The organism is Rhodococcus sp. NPDC059179, from assembly GCF_042754885.1.
Taxonomy (GTDB): Bacteria; Actinomycetota; Actinomycetes; order Mycobacteriales; family Mycobacteriaceae; genus Rhodococcus_G.
The window spans coordinates 99,995-119,707 of sequence record NZ_JBHZBV010000011.1 but is presented as its reverse complement, the minus strand read 5'-3'; the positions used below and the strand labels follow the sequence as shown (position 1 = coordinate 119,707).

The following is a 19,713-nucleotide window of genomic DNA, read 5'->3' as shown; positions in this document are numbered from 1 at the left end:
CAGCGCCTAGCGCCTGCGGGACTTCTTACGCGGGGGCGGCAGCGCACCCTCGGCGCGCAGGCGGGCGGCATGCTCGGCGAGCGCCTCCACCAGCGGGCCGACCTGTGCCGACTCGGGCTGCACGTCGACCCGCAGGCCGAACTCGATCGCGGTCTCCGCGGTCTTCGGCCCGATGCACGCCACCAGGGTGCGGGCGTGCGGCTTGCCCGCGATGCCGACCAGGTTGCGGACCGTCGAGGACGAGGTGAAGCAGACCGCATCGAACCCGCCGGTCTTGATCATCTCGCGGGTCTCGGCCGGCGGCGGCGCCGCCCGGACGGTGCGGTAGGCCGTGACGTCGTCGATCTCCCAGCCGCGCTGACGCAGACCCTCGGCCAGGGTCTCGGTGGCGATGTCGGCGCGGGGCAGCAGCACCCGGTTGACCGGATCGAACACGTCGTCGTACGGCGCGAACTCGGCCAGCAGGCCCTCGCTGGACTGCTCGCCGGACGGCACCAGCTCGGGGTTGATGCCGAACGAACGCACCTTGTCCGCGGTGGCCTCGCCGACGCAGGCGATCTTCACGCCGGAGAACGCGCGGGCGTCGAGCCCGAACTCCTCGAACTTCTCCCACACCGCGCGCACCGCGTTGGTGGAGGTGAAGACCACCCACTGGTAGCGGCCGTCGACCAGACCCTTGACCGAGCGCTCCATCTGCGCCGGGCTGCGCGGCGGCTCGACGGCGATGGTCGGCACCTCGATGGGGATGGCGCCGTGGGTGACGAGACGATCGCTCATCTCGCTGGCCTGCTCCTTGGTGCGCGGCACCAGGACGGTCCAGCCATACAGGGCCCGCGACTCCCACCAGGACATCTTGCTGCGCTGGCTGACCACCTTGCCGACGGTGACGATCAGCGAACCGACGAGTTCCGAACCCGCCTCGTTCAGCGTGGCCAGGGTGGCCTCGACGGTGCGCTGCTGGCAGGTGGTGCCGCGGACGGTGATCGCGGCCGGGGTCTGCGGCGCCAGTCCGTGCTCGACCAGTTCGCTCGCGGTCTCCGCGAGGTGGCCGGAGGTCGCGTGCAGCACCAGCGGTCCCGGCGCCGCGGCCAGCGCGGCCCAGTCGACCTCGCCGCGCACGTCGACCTCGGTGTGGCCGGAGCCGAGCGGCATGCCCGCGTAGCTCGGGACCGCGGAGCCCGCGGGCAGACCGGGCAGGATCTCGAACTGGACCTGGGTCCGCGCGACGGCGGTGACCTCGGCGATCACCGAATCGGTCGTGAGCGGATCGCCGGAGACCAGGCGGACCACGTCGTGCCCGTTCTTGGCCTCGGCGACGAGGGTCTTGGCGACCTCGGCCGGCTCGCCGAGCGCGGGGCGCACCTCGAACAGCGGGTTCTCGGGATCGAGCTCCTCACCCTTACCGAGCAGCCCGGTGCCGACCAGCGCCGTGACGCCCTTGTCGACGTCGGGGTCGGTGAACGCCAGGGTGGCGGCGGCGAGGACGTCCCGCGCGCGGACGGTGAGCAGCGCCGGGTCTCCTGGGCCGGAGCCCACGAACAGGATCCGTCCGGGGGTGTTCTTGCGGACTCGGCTCATCGGTTGTTCTCCAGTGCGTTCATGTGTCGAGCAGTGTCAGGGGCGGCGCTACAGAAAAGCGGGGGAAGGGCGCGCGGTTTCGAGGAGCGCGCCGACGGCAATGGCTCACTCATCGGTTGGGCCACCCTCCATCTCGCGTTCGGGCGCGGTGCCCATCAGGGCGCGGGCGCCCAGGTCCAGCAGCTCGCGGGCCACCTCGCGGCCGAGCTCCTCGGCGCGGTCGGGCGGCCCCACTATCGAGGCCCTGATCGAGTCGGAGCCGTCGAGCGCCGCCGCGCAGCCGCGGACCGACAGCTCGTCGAACACCCGGCCGTCGTCGTCGATGGACTCCACGATCTCCGCGATCGCGCCGACCGGGGCGGTGCAGCCGGCCTCGAGCTCGGCCAGCAGCGCGCGCTCCGCCGTGACGGCGGCCCGCGCACCCGCGTCGTCCAGTTCGGCGAGGATCGCGACCAGCGCGGCATCGCCCGCGCGGCATTCGACCGCCAGCGCGCCCTGCGCCGGGGCGGGCAGCATCTGCACCGGCTCCAGCGACTCGGTGATCACGTCGAGCCGGCCGATCCGCGAGAGCCCGGCCCTCGCGACCACCACCGCGTCGAGCTCGCCGTTCGCGACCTTGCCGATCCTGGTGTCGAGATTTCCGCGCAGCGGCTCGATGTCCAGGCCGAGGCCGAGTACCCGCAGCTGGGCGATGCGCCGCGGCGCGGAGGTCCCGATCTTCGAGCCCGCGGGCAGCTCACCGAGCACCAACCCGTCGCGCGCCACCAGGGCGTCGCGCGGATCCTCGCGTCCCGGCACGGCCGCGATGACGACGCGGTCGTCGGGAGCGGTGGGCAGGTCCTTGAACGAGTGCACGGCGATGTCCACGTGCCCCGCGGCCAGCTCCTCGCGCAGCGCGGCGGTGAACACGCCGACGCCGATCTTCTCGACCGGGCCGGAGAACTGGTCACCCGCCGTCTTGACGATCACCAGCTCCGCCGGGTGTCCCGCGGCGATCAGCGCGTCCCGCACGGTGCCGGCCTGGGTGGTCGCCAGCAGGCTGCCCCTCGTGCCGATGCGCAGGGTGGCCGCCGTGGCCCGCCCCGCGGTCGTGTCCTGGGTGGATGCGGCGGTTGCACTCATGACTGCATCCCCTTCCATGCGTCCATCACCTCGGCCTCGTGGCCTGCGGTGAAGTCGTCCGCGAGCTCAACGGCCCGGATCTCCATCGGTGTCGCGACGGCCTCGGCTGACCCGGGGGTCAGCTCGAACAGCTCGCGCAGCGCGGCCGCGTACGAGTCGCCGCCGGGTGTGCTGGCCAACTGCTTGACCCGCACGGTCGGCGCGTGCAGCAACTTGTCGACCACACGGCGCACGGTGCGGGCCACCTCGTCGCGCTGCGGATCCTCGAGCCCGGGCAGGCGCGAGTCCAGCCGCAGCAGCTCGGCCTCGACCACGTCGGCGGCGCGCTGGCGCAGCGCCGTCACGGTCGGGGTGACCTCGGCGAGGCGCTGCCCGGCCAGGTAGGTGGCGAGTTCGCCGGCGACGATCTCGCGGGCGGCGTCGGCGTCGGCGGCTGCGGCACCGGCCGCCGGATCGCGCTGCAGCGCGGCCATGTCGAGCAGGCTCACCCCTGGCAGCCCGGCCACCGCGGCCTCGACGTCGCGGGGCAGGCCGAGGTCGCAGATCACCAGCGGACGCTGCGCGGAGTCCCGCTTCGCCAACGCCAAGTGCGCGTCCGCGAGGGTCACCACGGCACCGACCGCGCCGGTACAGGTGACCATCACGTCCACCTCGGCGAGGGCGGCGGAGAGCTCGCCCAGCGCGACGGTGTCGGCGTCCACCCCGGAGGACCGCACGGTCTCGGCCAGGTGCTCGGCCCGCTCGAGGGTGCGGTTGGCGACGATGATGCGGCCGATCCCGGCCCTGGTCAGGTGCGCGACGGACAGCCCGCCCATCGACCCGGCGCCCACCACCATCGCGGTGCGCCCGGCGAGGCCGTCGCCGAGCAGGCCAGCGGCACGCTCGAGCGCGACCGACACCACCGAGGCGCCCGCCCGGTCGATGCCGGTCTCGGAGTGCACCCGCTTGCCGACCCGCAACGCCTGCTGGGCCAGCTCGTGCAGCACCCTGCCCACGGCCTGCTGGTTGTCGGAGGTGGCATAGGCGGTTCGGATCTGGCCGATGATCTGCTGCTCGCCGACCACCATCGAGTCGAGTCCGCTGGCGACCGCGAACAGGTGCTCGGCGGCCGCCTCGCTGTACCGCACGTACGCGTGCTTGGTGAGGTCCGCGAGGTCGAGGCCGGAATGCGCGGCGAGCAACTCCCCGACGTCGGCGAGCGCGCCGTGGAAGGCGTCGACGACCGCGTAGATCTCCACCCGGTTGCAGGTGGAGACGATCATGACCTCGGAGATGTGATCGGAGGCGACCATCTTGTCGATCAGCTTCGGCCGATCCGTGTCGCCGATGGCGACCCGCTCGAGGACGGAGACGGGAGCGCTGCGATGCGAGATCCCGACCAGGAGAACACTCACGGTGCCATCACCGATCCATTCGTTGTCGAATCCGAGCCTGTCGAAGCCGAGTTTGCCGAGCTGAGCCCAACCGCCGCCGAGGCCGCAGCCGGCTCGGATTCGGCGTTGCGGGCGCTGTGGAAGGACAGCACCTGCATCTCCACGGCGAGATCCACTCGGCGGATCTCGACGTGTTTCGGAACGTCGAGCGGCGAGGCCGCGAAACTCAGGATGCAGCGCACACCGGCCTTCACCAGCAGGTCGCACACCTCCTGGGCTGATTCGTCCGGCGTCGCGATGACCCCGATGGTGGCGTCGAGCTCGCGGCAGGCGGCCTCGAGCTCGGCGACGTCGCGAACGGTCAGCGCGTCGGCGGTACTGCCGATCCGGTCGGGATTGCGGTCGAACAGCCCAACCATCGTGAATCCGCGACGGCCGAACCCGCCGTACCTGGCGAGCGCCTGCCCCAGGCTGCCGACTCCGACCAGGACCACCTGGTGGCCGCGGTCGAGTCCGAGGGCGGCCTCGATTCGGGCGCGCAGCTTGGTGACGTCGTATCCGACGCCGCGGACCCCGTTGGGGCCGAGGAACGAGAGGTCCTTGCGGAGCTTCGCGGAGCCGACGCCTGCCGCGGTCGCGAGTTCCTCGCTGGAGACGATCAGGGTGCCGTCGTCTGCCATCACCCCGAGCACGCGCAGGTAGGTGGCGAGCCGGGTCACGGTGGCCTGCGGCAGGTCGCGCACGGTCGTGTCGGTCCCGGAACGGGCTGTGCCGTCGGTCCCGGAACTGGACGTGTTCTCAGCCCCTGCGACGCCACGGGCGGAGAACCCATGCGGCTGGTGCTGTTCGGTCACGTTGGTGGCTCCTCGTCCGGCCATGCACATGGCCGGTTCTCACGCTGATCCGGGGGGACTGTTCACACCACGGTAACTGCTTGTGAACCCATGCACAAAGTCGCCGGATTCCGGATTCACCCGCTGCGACCTGCGCGGGGTCCGGTTGCCGGGGCTGTCAGGTCGGCCTCAGATTGTCAAATCCGACCGCAGCCTAGGCTCGTCGACCTCCCAGTAACTGTGCTCACGGCCGTCGAGCAGCACGACGGGCAGCCGGTCGCCGTACTCGGCACGCAGCTCCGGATCGGTTGCCGCAGCCGAGTCGACGTCGACCGATTCGAGTTCGAGGCCGAATTCCTCACACAGCGTCGACAGCTGTGTGCGGGCTACGTCACAGGAGCCGCAGCCGGCCCGGGTCAGCAGGGTGATGGTGTGCGCGGCGGCGGTCATGGGTCCACTGTGCCACCGCCACCTGCGCCTTCCGCCGCCCGCCCGCGGAGACACAAGTCACAGCGGGCGGGCGGGCGGCGATCCACCCGGTGCGCCCTCGGTGCTGGGGATAGGGTGGGCCGAAGTTGGACGAACACGGGAGGTATGAGTGCCTGGTCGATCTGGTCCGACCGGCTCGGGAGTGGGCGCCGGATGGCTCGATGCCAGGCGTCCCCGCCGACGCGGCAGAAACCCCTTGGGGCCGAGCGATGCCCAGCTTCGCGCCAGCCTCGCGGGCGAGGCCAGCGCCGATGCCGCCATCGCGCTGCACGAGGCGGCCACGAGCGAGGCCGAGGCGGGTGCCGAACACGGCGGTGGCGAGGCCGAGGGCGGCGTACCGCTCGACCTGACCGCCGCGGCCTTCTTCGACGTGGACAACACCATGGTCCAGGGCGCCTCGATCATCCACTTCGCCCGTGGCCTCGCCGCCCGCAAATACATCTCCTACGGCGACATGGCCCGCTTCGGCTGGAAGCAGCTCAAGTTCCGGGTGACCGGCAAGGAGAACAGCGACGACGTCGCCAGCGGCAAGGAGAAGGCCCTCACCTTCATCGCGGGCCGCGAGACAGCGGAGTTCAGCCGACTCGGCGAGGAGATCTACGACCAGCTGATCGCCGACAAGATCTGGCCGGGCACCAGGGCGCTGGCCCAGATGCATCTCGATGCCGGCCAGCAGGTGTGGCTGGTCACCGCGACCCCGGTGGAGCTGGCCCAGGTCATCGCGAAGCGGCTCGGGCTGACCGGCGCGCTGGGGACCGTGGTCGAGAGCGAGGACGGCAAGTTCACCGGCCGACTGGTCGGCGACATCCTGCACGGCGCGGGCAAGGCGCACGCGGTCCGGACGCTGGCGGTGCGCGAGGGCCTGAACCTCAAGCGCTGCACGGCGTACTCGGACAGCCACAACGACGTGCCGATGCTCTCGCTCGTCGGCACCGCCGTGGCCATCAACCCGGACACCGATCTGAAGGAGCTGGCCAAAAACCGCGGCTGGGAGATCCGGGACTACCGGACCGGACGCAAGGCAGCCCGGATCGGGGTGCCGACCGCCCTGGTGATCGGCGCGGTGGGCGGCGCGCTTGCCGCCGTGATCAGCCGCCGCAAGCACTGACGCAACCGTGCGCGTGTTGTACCCCGGTCGGGGTGCAACACGCGCACGAGGCGTCAGCCCAGAAAGATGTTGCGGCGCTTGGCGAGCAGCCGGTACAGGGTCTGCTGAATGGTCTCCCGAACGTGGTCGGTCAGCTCGAAGAGCACCATCGGATCCTCCGCGCACACCGCGTCGTAGGAGTCGGTGGGGATCGGCTCGCCGAACTCGATGTACCACTTCGACGGCAACGGGATCAGCCCCAGCGGACCCAGGTGCGGGAAGAACGGCGTCACCGGGAAGTACGGCATCCCGAGCAGCCGCGCCAGCGACTTGAGGTCGCCGATCTTCGGGTAGATCTCCTCCGAGCCGACGATCGAGCACGGCACGATCGGGGCGCCGGTGCGCAACGCCGCGCTGACGAACCCGCCACGACCGAAGCGCTGCAGCTTGTACCGCTCGCTGAACGGCTTGCCGATCCCCTTGAAGCCCTCGGGAAAGACCGCCGCCACCTCGCCGGTCCGCAGCAGACGCTCGGCATCCGGGTTGCAGGCGAGGGTGTGCCCCGCCTTGCGCGCGATGTTGCCGACCACCGGCATGTCGAACGCGAGGTCGGCGGCGAGCATCCGCAGCGGGCGATGCGCCGGATGATGGTCGAACATCGCCACCGAGGTCATCAGCCCGTCGATGGGGATCACCCCGGCGTGGTTCGCGACGACCAGTGCCCCACCCTCGGCTGGCACGTTCTCGATTCCACGCACCTCCACGCGGAACCAGCTGTCGAACAGCGGCCGGAGGATCGGCAGCCAGACGTTCTCGGTGAAGTGCGGGTCGAAGCCGAACTCGTCGACCTGATAGTCGCCGGTGAGCCTGCGCCGAATGAACTCCGCGATCGCGACGACCGGGTCGGCGACGAGATCCCGGGCCGAGTCGAGCACCACCCCCGGCAGCGACGTCGACGTCACCGGCTGCGGCGCGTCGAACAGCTGCCGCGGGGCTGGCAGCGGTTCGGTGGTCTGCTGCCCGGCAGTGGCCGACCGAACCCGCCGCGCGGCCGCGTCGTGCAACGGGATCACCTTTGCCACATCACTCATCGCCGTTCTCCCCCGACTCCGACCAACCGCTGTACCCGTGATTCGACCGACCTCAGCCAGTCCTCGCTGATCACGGGGCTGATCCCGGCCCCGTTGATCAGATCGTCCAGTCCCTGCATCGTCGTCCAGCGAGGCTCGAAGCGCAGTTCCGCTCGCATGCGCCTGGTGTCGAACCCACACCCGAACTGGAAGTAGTCGAGCTGTTCCTTGGTGAAGTCGCGCATCGAAGGCCCCATCAGCGCCCGGCCGATGGTCCGGAACATCTGCGAGGGCACCGGCACCGCGATGCCACCGGCCCGCCTGACCGCCTGCGAGAGCATCACGACGCCGTCGGCCGCGACGTTGAAGGTGCCCGCGGGCCCGGAGACGGTGGCGAGCTCCAGCGCGGACAGCGCGTCCTCCTCGTGCAGCAGCTGCATCCGGGCATCCCGGCCGAGGACCGTCGGCACCACCGGCGAATTCAGGTATCGCGACACGGGACCGCTCATCCTCGGGCCGATCAGCGGCGCCATCCGCAGCATCGAGACGGCGATCTCCGGCCGCCTGCGCCCGAGGCTGCGCGCGTATCCCTCGACCTCGATGATGTCGCGCGCGTATGCGCCGCGCGGCGGCGTGCGGGCACTCATCTCCTCGGTGAACTTCGCCGGGTCCCGTGCGCTGCCGCCGTACACCGCACCCGACGAGCGCACCACCACCTTGCGCACGTCGGGAGACTTCTGGCACACCGCGAACAGCTGCATGGCGCCGAGGACATTCATGTCCTTCATCGCGGCCCTGCTGCCGGACTTCGGGGCCTTGGGGATCGCGGAGGCGTGCACGACGGTGTCGACCCTGGTGTTGCGGATCACCTTGCCGATGAGCGGGTTCCGGATGTCGGCCCGGACGAACTCCGCGCGCCCCATCCGTCGAAGCATGTCCTTGCTCGGTGACACTGCGTCGACGGCGATGACCCGCTCGATGTTCGGATTCTGCGCGAGCCGCGCAACCAGGTATCCCCCGAGGAATCGGCTGGCGCCGGTCACCAGTACGACACCCGGCGGCTGCACTCCGCGTTCGCTGACCTCCACACGTACCCCTGTCTGCTCGTCCCCTGCGAGCGTAGTCACACCGAGCGCAGACCGCACGGCATCTTAATGCGCCCGAAACACGCGGCTACCAGGTATTTCGTATTGCCCTATAACGAAGTTCGCCCGTCCGAAATCCTGGACATTCGCCCAGTCTTGGCCCGAACGCAGCGATGCCCGCCACCTTTCGGTGACGGGCATCGTCGGGGACCTGAGTCCCACACCTGCGAACTCGGCGATTTACTTACCGAGCTTCCTACGCTGCACTCGCGTCCTACGAAGCAGCTTGCGGTGCTTCTTCTTCGACATGCGCTTGCGTCGCTTCTTGATCACTGAACCCATGGCGGGTGTCCCTCACGTTCTTCTCTAGCGTTCCTGCGCACGCCGGTTACGTACGCGTGCGTTACGAATCTGGCGCTCGGCCTCGTATCTGCTAACCCAGCGCCTGATGACACCGGCTGGCTGGCACGACAAGTCATCATCGTACCGGTGCGGCCTCGCTCCGCAGAAACCGAGCTTCCGTTCTCCCCCGGATGCAGCATCCGAGGGGAACGTCCGGACCGGTCAGCCCGGCGTCGAGCTCGTCAGCCCGCGTCGAAATACGAGGTTTCCAGGTAGTCGTGCACCGCCTTCGCATGCACTCGAAATGACCGGCCCACCCGCACCGCGGGCAGCTCGCCGTTGTGCACCAACCGGTACACCGTCATCTTGGAGACCCGCATCAGCGTCGCCACCTCGGCGACGGTGAGAAACTGCGTGCCGCCGACCATGGGTTGACCGTCCGGGTTTGAGCCCTTCGACTTACTTGTAGACACCATTAATCCACTTACCTCCGGCACGTCTCGCGCCGCCGGCTTCCCCTCCGGCGGAACAGACACGCACGTGCTGCAATCAGCTTAGCGGGACAGATGGGGTTACAGCGACGGGTGTGGAGGACCAATATCTATTCGGGACCACCGCCGAGCACGGCGGATCGGCTCTTCGCCGCCACCAGCGCTTCGTAGAACGCGGTCCGGACCCCACCCCGCTCGAGCTCGCGCAGGGCCGCGGCGGTGGTGCCGCCCGGCGACGTCACGGCGGCCCGCAGGTCCGCCGCGGACTCGCCGGACCGGTCGAGCATGGCCGCCGAACCCAGCATCGTCTGCACGACCAGTTCGGTCGCGGTCGCCCGGGTCAGGCCGATCCCGACACCCGCGTCGACCATCGCCTCCGCGATCAGGAAGAAGTAGGCGGGCCCGGACCCTGACACCGCGGTGACCGCATCCATCTGCGACTCCTTGACCGCGACGACCTTGCCCACGGACGCGAGGATGTCGGTGACCAGCGCGAGGTGCTCCGCCTTCGCGTACCGCCCGCCCGCGATCGCGCTGGCCCCCTCGCCCACCAGCATCGGCGTGTTGGACATCACGCGCACCACCGGGAATCCTGCGGGCAGCTTGGCCTCGTAGCGAGAGGTCGGGAGACCGGCCGCCAGCGTGACAACCAGCTGCTCGCGGTCCCCGTCCAGGTCGATCGATGTCAGCTCGACCATCACGGCGTCGACGTCGTCCGGCTTGACCGCGATCACCACGACATCGGCACCCTCGGCGGCATCCGCGATCGTGGTCGCCCTGATCCCGAACAGCCCCGTCAATTCATCCGCCCGCGCGGCCGAGGACTCGGCGACGACCAGATCCTTCGGCGCCCGACCCGACTGGAGCAGACCCGCGATCAGCGCCTCGCCGATCCTGCCGCCACCGATCACTGCAATTCTCGTCATGGCCGCAAGCCTGCCATGCAGCCGTCGGCCGCCTGCGACAGAGGTCCGGCGGCTCAGCCCTTCGGGATCATGGCGAGCTGACGACTCTGCACCACGGCATGCCCCGCCTCGTCGAGGACGAGATGGTCCTCCTCGAACCAGGTGTCGCCGAGCACGGTGGCGCTGGCCATCACCCGCAGCCAGCCCGGCGCGGGGAGGCGTCGCAGGTAGGTGGTGAGCTGGACCGTCGGCGCCCAGCCGAACATGCCGCGGTTCATCGTGACCGGGGCGCTGATGTCGCCGGTCATCAGGGCGAACAGCACCGCGACGTCCGGATCGGCCTCGTCCTCGGCGAAGGGCCGCACCCACATCCGGTTCACCGGATCGCCCTGCTGCCCGGACAGGAACAGCGCGGCCGACGGATCGACGCGGAGGTCGCAGCCCTTCGCGACGTGCACGATCTGCCCCATCGGATGGTCGGGGGTGATGTGGATGGCGTCGGCGGGCGGCTCGGCGGGCAGCTCGGACAGCGCGAGCGACTCCTGGTGCCGCGGGTCGCCGACGTCCGGAACGCCGAGCGTCACGGCCGCGGACACCGCGACCCTGTCGCCCTGGATCAGGTCCACGTCCACCAGGCACACCTGCCTGCCACGCTTGCGGACGGTGGTGACCAGCCGCACCTCACCGGGATCGGGCGCGCTGAGGTAGCTGGCGCTCACCGAGATCGGCTGCATCGCGGCGGCATCGTCGCCGGAGGCCCGGATCACGTCGCGGGCCGCGGCCGCGCAGACGGCCATCATGCAACCGCCGTGCACCTTCGGGCCGATGGTCCAGATCGGGTCGATCAACGCTCCGAACGTGCCGCCGCCCAGGTCCGTCAGCGCGGTCAGGTCCGCGAACGGGCGGGTCGAGGTCAGGGTGGCGGTCTCGGTCATCGGGTTTCCTCTCGGGGGTCCTGCGGTGAAAAGTTTCTGGACGCGATGTCCTGGTGGGCGAGGCGTCGCATCGCGGCGATCACGGGTTCAAGGATTGCGGTGCCGAGCACCGCGTACTCGACGGCTGCCTGGGTGGATCCGGTCGGCATCAGCGCAAGGTCCACCTCCGCAATTCCCATGATGTGCCTGCCGTAGGCATCGATGCGTTCGTCGGTGATCGGGATGCCGACGTCCTCGACCGCCTTCAGTCCCCGCTCGAGCTGTCCGACCGCGGGGAAGGCGGGGTCGTAGACCTGCCCCAGCCGTTCGAGCACCCGGCGCGCGCGGGGAAAGTCGCGCTCCGGGTCGCCCTCGCGATCGTCGGAGTAGGGCGGCAGGGTAGCCACCGCCCGGCCCAGCGTGTCGTAGAGCCCGCCGACGGGCTCGTCGATCAGGCGAATGATCGCGCGGATTTTGTGGATCGGCAGCCCAGCCCCCGCCAGCGCCTTGATCAGCGCGAGGCGCCGCAGGTGCTGTTCGCCGTAGCTGGACTGGGTCGCACTGGTCGGTTCGCCCGACATCAGGACGCCCTCGCGCAGGTAGTACTTGATCGTCGCCAGCGGGAGACCCGACCGCTCGACGAGCTCGGAGACGCGCATCGACCCTCCCTGTTGACGGATAGATTAGATACTTCTACTATCCAACTCACTGGATAGTGTTGCTATCCGGGCACCCGAGAGTACCTCCCGACACAGGAGATTCGAAATGGACCCCATCCTCACGATCATCGTCGGCGTCACCCTCCTCACCGTTGTCGGGATCGCCTTCGGGGGCACGTTCATGCTCCGGATCGTCAGCGGGAAACAGGGCGCCAACGCCCTGCAGAAGACGATGTTCCGCGCCGGGCACGCGCACGCCGGGGTGCTCGTCACGCTGGGTCTCGTGGTCGCACTGCTCACCCAGGCCGCAGGCGTCTCGCCCGGGTGGTCGGCGGCCGGATCGATCCTCGTCCTCTCCTCGGCGATCTTCGTCCCGGCCGGGTTCTTCCTGTCCGTGATCGGCGCGGATCCCGCGCGCCCCAATTCCTGGATCCGCTCGGTGTGGATCGGGTTCGGGGTGCTCGTGGCCGGGCTGATCGTCTCCGGGATCGCGGTGATCGCCGCGGGCGTCGGGGCGCTCTGACCCTCTAGGACCGCGCGCCCACCGACAGGTGCTCGCGGGCGAAGGCCAGCGACTGCGCGAGCATCGACGACCGCTCGGCCTGGGTGCGCGCGTTCTGGGTGTTGATCTCCAGGACCGCCTGCCCGTCGAAGCCACTCTCGACGAGGTGCCTGCACACCTGCGCGCACGGCTGATTGCCGTGCCCGGGGATCAGGTGCTCGTCGACCGACGCACCCCGCCCGTCCGCGAGGTGCAGGTGGGTCAGACCCGAGCCCATCCGCCGTGCCAGCTCGAGCGCGTCCATGCCCGCCGTCGCGGTGTGTGACAGATCAAGCGTGTAGTGCGCATGATCGCTGTCGGTCGGGTCGTAGGAGGGCGCAAAGGCAGACACCCCTGGGCCTGGACCGCCCCGCTTCTCGAGCCGCTCTGCCGATTTCCCGCGCTTGCCCCAGAAGCGGTCGGCCCGCATCGGGAACATGTTCTCCACCGCGACCGCGACGTCGCTGCGCTCCTCGAGCTCGCGCACCTGGTCCGCGAAACCCTCGGAGTACTTGCGTTGCCAGCGAAACGGCGGATGCACGACCACCGTGCGCGCCCCGAGCACCTCGGCGGCGCGAACCGACCGCTCCAGCTTGGCGACCGGGTCCGCGCCCCACACCCGCTGCGAGATCAGCAGACACGGCGCGTGCACGGCCTGCACGGGGACCGCGTACTTGCGGACCAGCGCCTTTACCGCGTCCATGTCCTGGCTGACCGATTCCGCCCAGACCATCAACTCGATGCCGTCGTAACCCAGCTCGGCGGCGTACTCGAAGGCCGCCTCCGTGTTCTGCGGATAGACCGACGCCGTCGATAGTCCGACGAGTATCTTGCGTGTCCCGGTATGGGAGCCGTCCATCGCCACCCTCGGTCAGGTCGTGAGCAGAAAGGCCAGCGGACCGATCGTCACGAACACACCGACGATGATCGCGATCAGCAGGCTCACCAGGTCGTCGGTCTGCCGCAGGATCCGGACCACCGCGACCAGCCCGGCGATCACGAGCACCGCGAGGATCAGCGCCACCCAGGGCAGCACATCCCACAGCTTCTCGAAGCCCTTGAACAGCAGTGCACCGACCAGCAGCGCGACGACGCCCTGTCCGATCAGTACCGCCCACTCGCGGGCCGCCTGCCGGTCGGAGCCACCGGAGGTCGCATCTGCGGCCGCGACGGAGTCGACTGGCGCCTGATCCGCCGACTCCTCCGACCTGAGCGCCACGGCCTCGCGCGACGAATCCTCGGGAGCCGACCGGGTGAACGCCTGCTTCTCGACCGCGGGTTCCCTGAGTGCGGTGGTCCTCGGCACCACGACCCGCGGGATCTCACCGGTGACGTGCACCAGCGCCTTGGCCTCGTCCAGGGTCTCCCGACGGGAGGTCCCGGCGGCCCTGGCCTGGCGCATGAGGTCGCCCTCGACGGTGGACCCGGAGAGCAGCGCCGGCTCACGGATCGGGGTGTACGGCACGAAACCGGGGCGCGGGACATCCGCGGCCTGCATGGCCGCGGTCTTCGGCTGCTCCGCGATCGGAGCGCGCATCGAGGTCTCGGGCCTCACCTTGGGCGTGTCGGCCTGCGTGGGAAGGGAGCTCTCCAGGTCGAAGGCGCTCGAGCGCGACCGGTACTGCGGCGGCAGCGCGGGCACCGGTGTCGCGGGCGTGATGTCGGGTGTCGCGGCCGCCCGATACTGAGCGGGCGTCGCGGCGGCCGGTGTCGCCGGGGCCGGGGTTGCGGCGGCCGGGCGCGGGAAGGGGTCGGGAGCCGGGGTTACGGGGGTTGGCGCGGCGGCGACCCGTTCGACCTTCGGCGGCTCTACCTTCGGCGTCTCGACCTTCGGCTCCAACACCGGCGCGGCCGCGGGCCGCTCGCGTTCGGGGACGGTGTAGCGCGCGACGACCGGCGGTACCGCAGACCGGTCGGCGCGGCGGGTCCGGGGCGGGGTTGGCTGGGGATCGACGGCAGCGGGGGTGGGCTCCGGCGACCGGTCGGCGCGTCGGCTTCGGGGCGTCGCGGGCTGGGACGGGGCGGCCGGCGCGGACGACGCGACGGGCGCGGGCGGTGGGACGGGGACGGGAGGCGCGACGGGTTCGGGCGGGAGGACGGGCGCCTCGGGCATGTGCCGCGAATCCTCGACGGCCCTGATGACCGGGATCTCACCTGTCAGCTCGGCGACGCTGATCCCGCCACCCGACACGCCCTTGCGACGGCGTCCACCTCGCGACTCGACCTGCTGGCCGTTCCTGGCGAGCAGCTCGGCAACTGAGATCTGCCCGGTGTCCTCGGATCCTTCACTCATCGAGCACTCACCACCAGTTCTCCGCCCATCTCGGTATCCAGCTTCCGCAGGATCAGTCCCTCACGCAGCGCCCAGGGGCAGATCTCCAGCGACTCCACCGACAGTGCCCGCATGCTTGCCTCCGCGATCAGTGCGCCCGCCACGATCTGCTGCGACCGATCCGAGCTCACCCCCTCCAATTCTGCGCGGTCCGACGTCGTCATCCTAGAAATGAACGCGATCAGTTGACGCAGACCGCCCGCAGTCAGTGTCCTCTGCACCCGGGGTCCGGCGGCGGAGGGCGCTGCCCCGGTGAGTCGCGCCAGCGACCGAAACGTCTTGGACGTACCGACGACTCGGTCCGGCGCCCCGGCAGCACGCAGGGCCTTGGCCGGTTCGACCAGCTCGGCGTCGAGCCAATCCCGCAACACCGCCACCCTGCGCTTGCCGGGCGGGTCGGCCTGCAGCCAGTCCCGGGTCAACCGTCCGGCACCGAGCTGCAGCGAGAACGCGACGTCCGGGTCCTCGTCGCCGCCGGAGGTGAGCTCCAGCGAGCCGCCACCGATGTCGATGTTCAGGATCCGGCCGGCGCTCCAGCCGTACCAGCGCCGCACCGCGAGAAAGGTCAGCCGGGCCTCGTCGACGCCGGACAGCACCTCCAGCGCCACCCCCGTCTCGTCGCGGACGCGGGCCAGCACCGCCTCGGAGTTGTTGGCGTCGCGGACCGCCGAGGTGGCAAAGGCCATCAGCTCGCCGCACCCCGAGGTCGAGGCGATGCTCGCGAAATCCTGTACCGCCGCGACCAGCTTGTCGGCCCCCGGCCCAGTGATGTCGCCGCGGTCGTCGGTGTTCTCGGCGAGCCGCAGCGTCGACTTGGTGGAGCTCATCGGCGTCGGGTGAGCGCCCCTGTGGGCATCCACCACGAGTAGATGAACCGTGTTGCTTCCGACGTCGAGTACCCCTAACCGCACGTGACCACGGTACTGGGTCTACCGTCGGAACCTGTGACAGCAGGCAATACCGCGCCCCATCCGAAGATGGAGCCGACGCCGGAAGTCGGCCCCGACTTCCCCCGTGAATGGATCGAATTCGTCGACCCCGCCAACGCGGAACATCTCGTGGTGGCGGACCTGACCTGGCTGCTTTCGCGTTGGACCTGCGTGTTCGGCACCCCCGCGTGCCAGGGCACCGTGCCGGACCGTCCGGACGACGGCTGCTGCTCACACGGCGCCTTCCTCTCCGACGCGGACGACAAGGACAAGCTCGACCGGTCAGTGAAGCTGCTCACTCCGCAGGACTGGCAGTTCATGGAGAAGGGTCTGGGCAAGAAGGGGTATGTCGAGGAGGACGACCTCGACGACGAGCCCGCGCTGCGCACCAGGAGATATCGGGGTGCCTGCATCTTCCTCAACCGGCCCGGATTCGAGGGCGGGATCGGCTGTGCCCTGCACTCGATGGCCCTGCGTAAGGGCATCGAGCCGCTCGAGGTGAAGCCCGACGTCTGCTGGCAGCTGCCGGTCCGGCGCACCCAGGACTGGGTGGAGCGGCCGGACGGCTCGCAGATCCTCAAGACCGTCATCACCGAGTACGACCGGCGCGGATGGGGCGAGGGCGGCGAGGACCTGAACTGGTACTGCTCGGGCTCGCCCGACGCGCACGTCGGCTCGAAGCCGGTGTGGCAGAGCTATGCCCCCGAGTTGACCGAACTGCTCGGCAAGCCCGCCTACGAGGAGCTGGCCAAACACTGCCGCCGCCGCGCAGGCCTCGGCCTGATCGCCGTCCACCCGGCGACGACCGCGGCGCAGGCGTAGGCAGCTGCGCTGCCCGTGCGCGGTTAGCGGGTCCGTGGACCCGCAAACCGCGCACGGGCGCGGAGCGCCTACCCCTCGAGCTTGTAGCCCAGCCCGCGCACGGTGACGAGATGTTCCGGCTTGGCGGGGTCGGACTCGATCTTCGAGCGCAGCCGCTTGACGTGCACGTCGAGGGTCTTGGTGTCACCGACGTAGTCGGCGCCCCACACCCGGTCGATCAGCTGGCCGCGGGTGAGCACCCGGCCCGAGTTGCGCAGCAGGTACTCGAGCAGGTCGAACTCCTTGAGCGGGAGCATGACCGGGTTGCCGCTCACCTGGACGATGTGACGCTCGACGTCCATCCGCACCGGGCCCGCCTCGAGCACCCCGTCGGCGATCGAGTCGTCGGTGTCGTTGTCGGCGCCGCGCCGCAGCACCGCCCGGATCCGGGCGATCAGCTCGCGGGCCGAGTAGGGCTTGGTGACGTAGTCGTCGGCGCCCAGTTCCAGGCCGACGACCTTGTCGATCTCGCTGTCGCGGGCGGTCACCATGATCACCGGCACCCCCGACCGCGCCCGGAGTTGCTTGCACACATCGGTGCCGCTCATCCCTGGGAGCATCAGGTCGAGCAGGACGATGTCCGCTCCGGACCGGTCGAACTCGGCGAGGGCGGACGGCCCGTCCCCCACCACCGTCGCCTCAAACCCCTCCTTGCGGAGCAGGAACGCCAGCGGGTCGGCGAGCGACTCCTCGTCCTCCACGATCAACACATTCGTCACCGGTTTGCCTCCAAACTCGTCGCAGCCTCGTGCTGCGTCAATTCGTGATCGATCGATTCGGTCTTGTCCGCCGCTGATGCCGCATCCGGCGCCTGCGGTGCATCGGTGATCGGCACCGGAGTCGCGGACCGGATCGGAACGCTTGTTCCCGAGGTCGCGCTTCTCGCCGGTACCGCCTCCGTGTCGTCGGAGAGTTCTTCGTGCCCGGGAATGTGCAGCGTGAATGTGGATCCGGTGCCGAGCTTGCTCCACAGCGTGATCGAGCCGTGGTGGTTCGCCGCGACGTGCTTCGCGATCGCCAGGCCCAGCCCGGTGCCGCCGGTGGACCGGGACCGCGCCTTGTCCACCCGGAAGAAGCGCTCGAACACCCGCTCCTGGTCCTCGCTCGCGATGCCGATCCCGCGGTCGGTGACGGCGATCGCGACCTTGTCCCCGCGCCGCGACCGGCTCACCGACACCGGGGACCCCTGCGGCGAGTACGCGATCGCGTTCTCCACCAGGTTCGACAGCGCGGTGATGAGCAGGGTCCGGTCGCCGAGCACCTCGAGGCCGCTGGGCCGGTCGGCGGTGACCGTGATGGAGGCTGCCTCCGCGGTGAGCCTGGACCTGCGGATGGCCTCCTCGACCACCTCGTCCACGTCGACGACCTCGAGATCGGGCAGCTTCTCCGCGCCCTGCAGGCGGGAGAGCGCGATGAGTTCGGTGACCATGTTCCCCAGTCGCTTCGACTCGGACAGCACCCGCTCGCCGAAGTGCCGCACCGATTCCGGGTCGTCGGCCGATTCGAGCAGCGCCTCGGCCAACAGCCCCATCGCGCCGACCGGGGTCTTGAGTTCGTGGCTGACGTTCGCGACGAAGTCGCGGCGGGTGGCCTCCATCCGGACCTGCTCGGAGTCGTCGTCCGCGAAGAGCACCACGAACCGTCGGTCCTGCTCGCTGAGCAGCCGGGCGACCCCGCGCACCGCGATCTTGTTCCGGCCACGGGCCGGGTTCTTGATGCTGAGGTCCATCTCGACCGGCACTCCGGTGGTGAGCACCCGGTTTGCGGCCTCCCAGGCCCGTTGCTCGACGGTCCGGTTGCGCACCAGTCCCAGTTCCTCGGCGCGCGGATTGAACAGCACCACGTCGTGGAACCGGTCCACCACCGCGATGCCGCTGTGCGAGGCGAGCACGATGAGGTCGAGGACCTGGGACATGGTCAGGCCGGCCTGCTCGGCCTCACGTCTGGAGAACCGGTTCTTCAGGAAGGGGACCAGCACCCCGCCGACCAGGTATCCGCCCAGGGCGGCGACCACGGCCAGGAGCACGGCCTGAACAACACTCACAGCGCAATCGTACGGTCGCGTGAAGCCCGACGGACGCAGGGTGGAGGCATTTCACTGCACGTCATGGGCCCGCGGCGCCCCGTTTTCCGGCTGTTCACCAGAAGTTTGGGTCGCTCCGCCGGCTCCGCTCCGGCGTTGGCCCGGGTTGCCCGTCGTGGTGACGACGGGGACCCGGGCCGACATCGAAACTGCTACTTCGCGCCCTGGTTGGCCACCGCGGCGGCGCCGGCGGCAGCGGCCTCCGGGTCGAGGTAGGTGCCACCCCGGTTGAGCGGCGTGAGGCTGCCGTCCGCCGCGACCTCCAGGTCGTAGCGCAGCGGGATGCCGGTCGGGATGTTCAGCCCGGCGATGTCCTCGTCCGAGATGCCGTCCAGGTGCTTGACCAGGGCACGCAGCGAGTTGCCGTGCGCGGTGACCAGGACGTTCTTGCCCGCCTTGAGGTCCGCGGAGATCGTCTCCTCCCAGTACGGGATGAGGCGCTTGACCACGTCGAGCAGGCACTCGGTCAGCGGCACGTCCTCGAGGCCCGCGTAGCGCAGGTCGGCGTCCTGGCTGTACTCGCTGCCCGCCTCGATCGGCGGCGGCGGGGTGTCGTAGCTGCGGCGCCACAACATGAACTGGTCGTCGCCGTACTCGGCCTTGGTCTGCGCCTTGTTCTTGCCCTGCAGCGCGCCGTAGTGCCGCTCGTTCAGGCGCCAGTCCCGCACGACCGGGATCCAGTGCCGGTCGGCCTCGTCGAGGGCGATGTTCGCCGTGCTGATCGCCCGACGGAGCACCGAGGTGTACAGCACGTCGGGCAGCAGGTCATGCTCCTTGAGGAGCTTGCCGGCCCGCTTGCCCTCCCCGACGCCCTTGTCGGAGAGCGGCACGTCCACCCAGCCGGTGAACAGGTTCATGGCGTTCCATTCGCTCTCGCCGTGGCGGAGCAGCACAAGGGTTCCGGTACTCATGCGGACAATCCTGGCATGCGCGGCCCGTCGCCCGTGCCCGGGTCGGCTCGCCATGCCTGCCACACTCCGGCGCACCGGCACTCGAAATGTGCCAATTCTCACAATCAA

General features: G+C 70.0%; 21 protein-coding genes. 3 read left to right on the top strand and 18 right to left on the bottom strand.

Annotated elements, in window-relative coordinates:
• Nucleotides 1–6: 6 nt before the first annotated feature.
• The 5 genes from ACFXMV_RS18950 to ACFXMV_RS18930 form a co-directional block, all read right to left on the bottom strand.
• A complete protein-coding gene (locus ACFXMV_RS18950) occupies nucleotides 7–1,578 on the bottom strand; it encodes a uroporphyrinogen-III synthase (RefSeq protein WP_378501431.1) in 1,572 nt (523 codons plus the stop codon).
• Nucleotides 1,579–1,683: 105 nt separating this feature from the next.
• On the bottom strand, nucleotides 1,684–2,700 hold the full coding sequence (gene hemC, locus ACFXMV_RS18945; RefSeq protein WP_378501430.1) for a hydroxymethylbilane synthase: 1,017 nt from the start codon (nucleotides 2,698–2,700) through the stop codon (nucleotides 1,684–1,686).
• A complete protein-coding gene (locus ACFXMV_RS18940) occupies nucleotides 2,697–4,094 on the bottom strand; it encodes a glutamyl-tRNA reductase (protein WP_378501429.1) in 1,398 nt (465 codons plus the stop codon). The genes hemC and ACFXMV_RS18940 overlap by 4 nt, the downstream gene beginning before the upstream one ends.
• Nucleotides 4,091–4,927: a redox-sensing transcriptional repressor Rex gene (locus ACFXMV_RS18935; RefSeq protein WP_378503456.1), complete on the bottom strand. Its 837-nt coding sequence runs from the start codon at nucleotides 4,925–4,927 to the stop codon at nucleotides 4,091–4,093. The genes ACFXMV_RS18940 and ACFXMV_RS18935 overlap by 4 nt, the downstream gene beginning before the upstream one ends.
• Nucleotides 4,928–5,095: 168 nt before the next feature.
• Complete coding sequence (locus tag ACFXMV_RS18930) at nucleotides 5,096–5,356, bottom strand: glutaredoxin family protein (protein ID WP_378502251.1); 261 nt, start codon at nucleotides 5,354–5,356, stop codon at nucleotides 5,096–5,098.
• Between the two features lie 148 nt (nucleotides 5,357–5,504).
• Between ACFXMV_RS18930 and ACFXMV_RS18925 the strand changes: the two genes are divergently transcribed.
• Complete coding sequence (locus ACFXMV_RS18925) at nucleotides 5,505–6,503, top strand: HAD family hydrolase (protein ID WP_378502252.1); 999 nt, start codon at nucleotides 5,505–5,507, stop codon at nucleotides 6,501–6,503.
• Between the two features lie 53 nt (nucleotides 6,504–6,556).
• Here ACFXMV_RS18925 and ACFXMV_RS18920 read toward each other — a convergent pair whose 3' ends face one another.
• From ACFXMV_RS18920 to ACFXMV_RS18890, 7 genes are all read right to left on the bottom strand, one after another.
• Nucleotides 6,557–7,573, bottom strand: coding sequence for a lysophospholipid acyltransferase family protein (locus tag ACFXMV_RS18920; RefSeq protein WP_378498576.1), 1,017 nt, complete (start codon nucleotides 7,571–7,573; stop codon nucleotides 6,557–6,559).
• Nucleotides 7,570–8,640, bottom strand: a complete 1,071-nt coding sequence (locus ACFXMV_RS18915) for an NAD-dependent epimerase/dehydratase family protein (RefSeq protein ID WP_378498577.1) — start codon at nucleotides 8,638–8,640, stop codon at nucleotides 7,570–7,572. The genes ACFXMV_RS18920 and ACFXMV_RS18915 overlap by 4 nt, the downstream gene beginning before the upstream one ends.
• A gap of 237 nt (nucleotides 8,641–8,877) precedes the next feature.
• On the bottom strand, nucleotides 8,878–8,979 hold the full coding sequence (locus ACFXMV_RS18910; RefSeq protein ID WP_003402602.1) for a 30S ribosomal protein bS22: 102 nt from the start codon (nucleotides 8,977–8,979) through the stop codon (nucleotides 8,878–8,880).
• 242 nt (nucleotides 8,980–9,221) lie between these two features.
• Complete coding sequence (locus ACFXMV_RS18905; RefSeq protein WP_027500762.1) at nucleotides 9,222–9,455, bottom strand: helix-turn-helix domain-containing protein; 234 nt, start codon at nucleotides 9,453–9,455, stop codon at nucleotides 9,222–9,224.
• Nucleotides 9,456–9,580: 125 nt separating this feature from the next.
• Nucleotides 9,581–10,396: a pyrroline-5-carboxylate reductase gene (gene proC / locus ACFXMV_RS18900; protein ID WP_378498578.1), complete on the bottom strand. Its 816-nt coding sequence runs from the start codon at nucleotides 10,394–10,396 to the stop codon at nucleotides 9,581–9,583.
• Between the two features lie 53 nt (nucleotides 10,397–10,449).
• A complete protein-coding gene (locus ACFXMV_RS18895; protein WP_378498579.1) occupies nucleotides 10,450–11,310 on the bottom strand; it encodes a thioesterase family protein in 861 nt (286 codons plus the stop codon).
• Nucleotides 11,307–11,948: a MerR family transcriptional regulator gene (locus tag ACFXMV_RS18890; protein ID WP_378498580.1), complete on the bottom strand. Its 642-nt coding sequence runs from the start codon at nucleotides 11,946–11,948 to the stop codon at nucleotides 11,307–11,309. Before ACFXMV_RS18890 ends, ACFXMV_RS18895 begins: the two co-directional genes overlap by 4 nt.
• Nucleotides 11,949–12,054: 106 nt before the next feature.
• On the opposite strand from ACFXMV_RS18890, the gene ACFXMV_RS18885 reads away from it, so the two are divergent.
• Nucleotides 12,055–12,471 (top strand): hypothetical protein, encoded by a 417-nt coding sequence (locus ACFXMV_RS18885; protein WP_378498581.1) that lies wholly within the window; start codon nucleotides 12,055–12,057, stop codon nucleotides 12,469–12,471.
• A gap of 4 nt (nucleotides 12,472–12,475) precedes the next feature.
• Here ACFXMV_RS18885 and ACFXMV_RS18880 read toward each other — a convergent pair whose 3' ends face one another.
• From ACFXMV_RS18880 to ACFXMV_RS18870, 3 genes are read right to left on the bottom strand one after another with little or no spacing between them, the layout of a single operon-like run.
• Nucleotides 12,476–13,348, bottom strand: coding sequence for a sugar phosphate isomerase/epimerase family protein (locus ACFXMV_RS18880; RefSeq protein WP_378498582.1), 873 nt, complete (start codon nucleotides 13,346–13,348; stop codon nucleotides 12,476–12,478).
• 12 nt (nucleotides 13,349–13,360) lie between these two features.
• Nucleotides 13,361–14,782 (bottom strand): hypothetical protein, encoded by a 1,422-nt coding sequence (locus tag ACFXMV_RS18875; RefSeq protein WP_378498583.1) that lies wholly within the window; start codon nucleotides 14,780–14,782, stop codon nucleotides 13,361–13,363.
• The gene (locus ACFXMV_RS18870) at nucleotides 14,779–15,732 is read right to left on the bottom strand and encodes a hypothetical protein (RefSeq protein WP_378498584.1); all 954 of its coding nucleotides are present in this window, start codon (nucleotides 15,730–15,732) and stop codon (nucleotides 14,779–14,781) included. The genes ACFXMV_RS18875 and ACFXMV_RS18870 overlap by 4 nt, the downstream gene beginning before the upstream one ends.
• A gap of 66 nt (nucleotides 15,733–15,798) precedes the next feature.
• Here ACFXMV_RS18870 and ACFXMV_RS18865 point away from each other — a divergent pair, with 66 nt between their 5' ends.
• Nucleotides 15,799–16,572, top strand: coding sequence for a hypothetical protein (locus ACFXMV_RS18865; protein WP_378498594.1), 774 nt, complete (start codon nucleotides 15,799–15,801; stop codon nucleotides 16,570–16,572).
• A 68-nt stretch (nucleotides 16,573–16,640) separates the two neighbouring features.
• On the opposite strand, the gene ACFXMV_RS18860 is transcribed toward ACFXMV_RS18865, so the two are convergent.
• From ACFXMV_RS18860 to ACFXMV_RS18850, 3 genes are all read right to left on the bottom strand, one after another.
• Nucleotides 16,641–17,330, bottom strand: coding sequence for a winged helix-turn-helix domain-containing protein (locus tag ACFXMV_RS18860; protein WP_378498585.1), 690 nt, complete (start codon nucleotides 17,328–17,330; stop codon nucleotides 16,641–16,643).
• Nucleotides 17,327–18,655 (bottom strand): sensor histidine kinase, encoded by a 1,329-nt coding sequence (locus ACFXMV_RS18855; protein WP_378503455.1) that lies wholly within the window; start codon nucleotides 18,653–18,655, stop codon nucleotides 17,327–17,329. The genes ACFXMV_RS18860 and ACFXMV_RS18855 overlap by 4 nt, the downstream gene beginning before the upstream one ends.
• A gap of 191 nt (nucleotides 18,656–18,846) precedes the next feature.
• A complete protein-coding gene (locus tag ACFXMV_RS18850; RefSeq protein WP_378498587.1) occupies nucleotides 18,847–19,605 on the bottom strand; it encodes a phosphoglyceromutase in 759 nt (252 codons plus the stop codon).
• Between the last annotated feature and the right edge of the window lie 108 nt (nucleotides 19,606–19,713).

Bases quoted from the DNA above. Each gene is read 5' to 3' on its own strand.
- ACFXMV_RS18850 (WP_378498587.1), bottom strand. From the start codon at position 19,605: ATGAGTACCGGAACCCTTGTGCTGCTCCGCCACGGCGAGAGCGAATGG.
- ACFXMV_RS18905 (WP_027500762.1), bottom strand. From the start codon at position 9,455: ATGGTGTCTACAAGTAAGTCGAAGGGCTCAAACCCGGACGGTCAACCC.
- ACFXMV_RS18885 (WP_378498581.1), top strand. From the start codon at position 12,055: ATGGACCCCATCCTCACGATCATCGTCGGCGTCACCCTCCTCACCGTT.
- proC (WP_378498578.1), bottom strand. From the start codon at position 10,396: ATGACGAGAATTGCAGTGATCGGTGGCGGCAGGATCGGCGAGGCGCTG.
- ACFXMV_RS18910 (WP_003402602.1), bottom strand. From the start codon at position 8,979: ATGGGTTCAGTGATCAAGAAGCGACGCAAGCGCATGTCGAAGAAGAAG.
- hemC (WP_378501430.1), bottom strand. From the start codon at position 2,700: ATGAGTGCAACCGCCGCATCCACCCAGGACACGACCGCGGGGCGGGCC.
- ACFXMV_RS18880 (WP_378498582.1), bottom strand. From the start codon at position 13,348: ATGGACGGCTCCCATACCGGGACACGCAAGATACTCGTCGGACTATCG.
- ACFXMV_RS18865 (WP_378498594.1), top strand. From the start codon at position 15,799: ATGGAGCCGACGCCGGAAGTCGGCCCCGACTTCCCCCGTGAATGGATC.
- ACFXMV_RS18950 (WP_378501431.1), bottom strand. From the start codon at position 1,578: ATGAGCCGAGTCCGCAAGAACACCCCCGGACGGATCCTGTTCGTGGGC.
- ACFXMV_RS18875 (WP_378498583.1), bottom strand. From the start codon at position 14,782: ATGAGTGAAGGATCCGAGGACACCGGGCAGATCTCAGTTGCCGAGCTG.
- ACFXMV_RS18920 (WP_378498576.1), bottom strand. From the start codon at position 7,573: ATGAGTGATGTGGCAAAGGTGATCCCGTTGCACGACGCGGCCGCGCGG.
- ACFXMV_RS18895 (WP_378498579.1), bottom strand. From the start codon at position 11,310: ATGACCGAGACCGCCACCCTGACCTCGACCCGCCCGTTCGCGGACCTG.
- ACFXMV_RS18890 (WP_378498580.1), bottom strand. From the start codon at position 11,948: ATGCGCGTCTCCGAGCTCGTCGAGCGGTCGGGTCTCCCGCTGGCGACG.
- ACFXMV_RS18930 (WP_378502251.1), bottom strand. From the start codon at position 5,356: ATGACCGCCGCCGCGCACACCATCACCCTGCTGACCCGGGCCGGCTGC.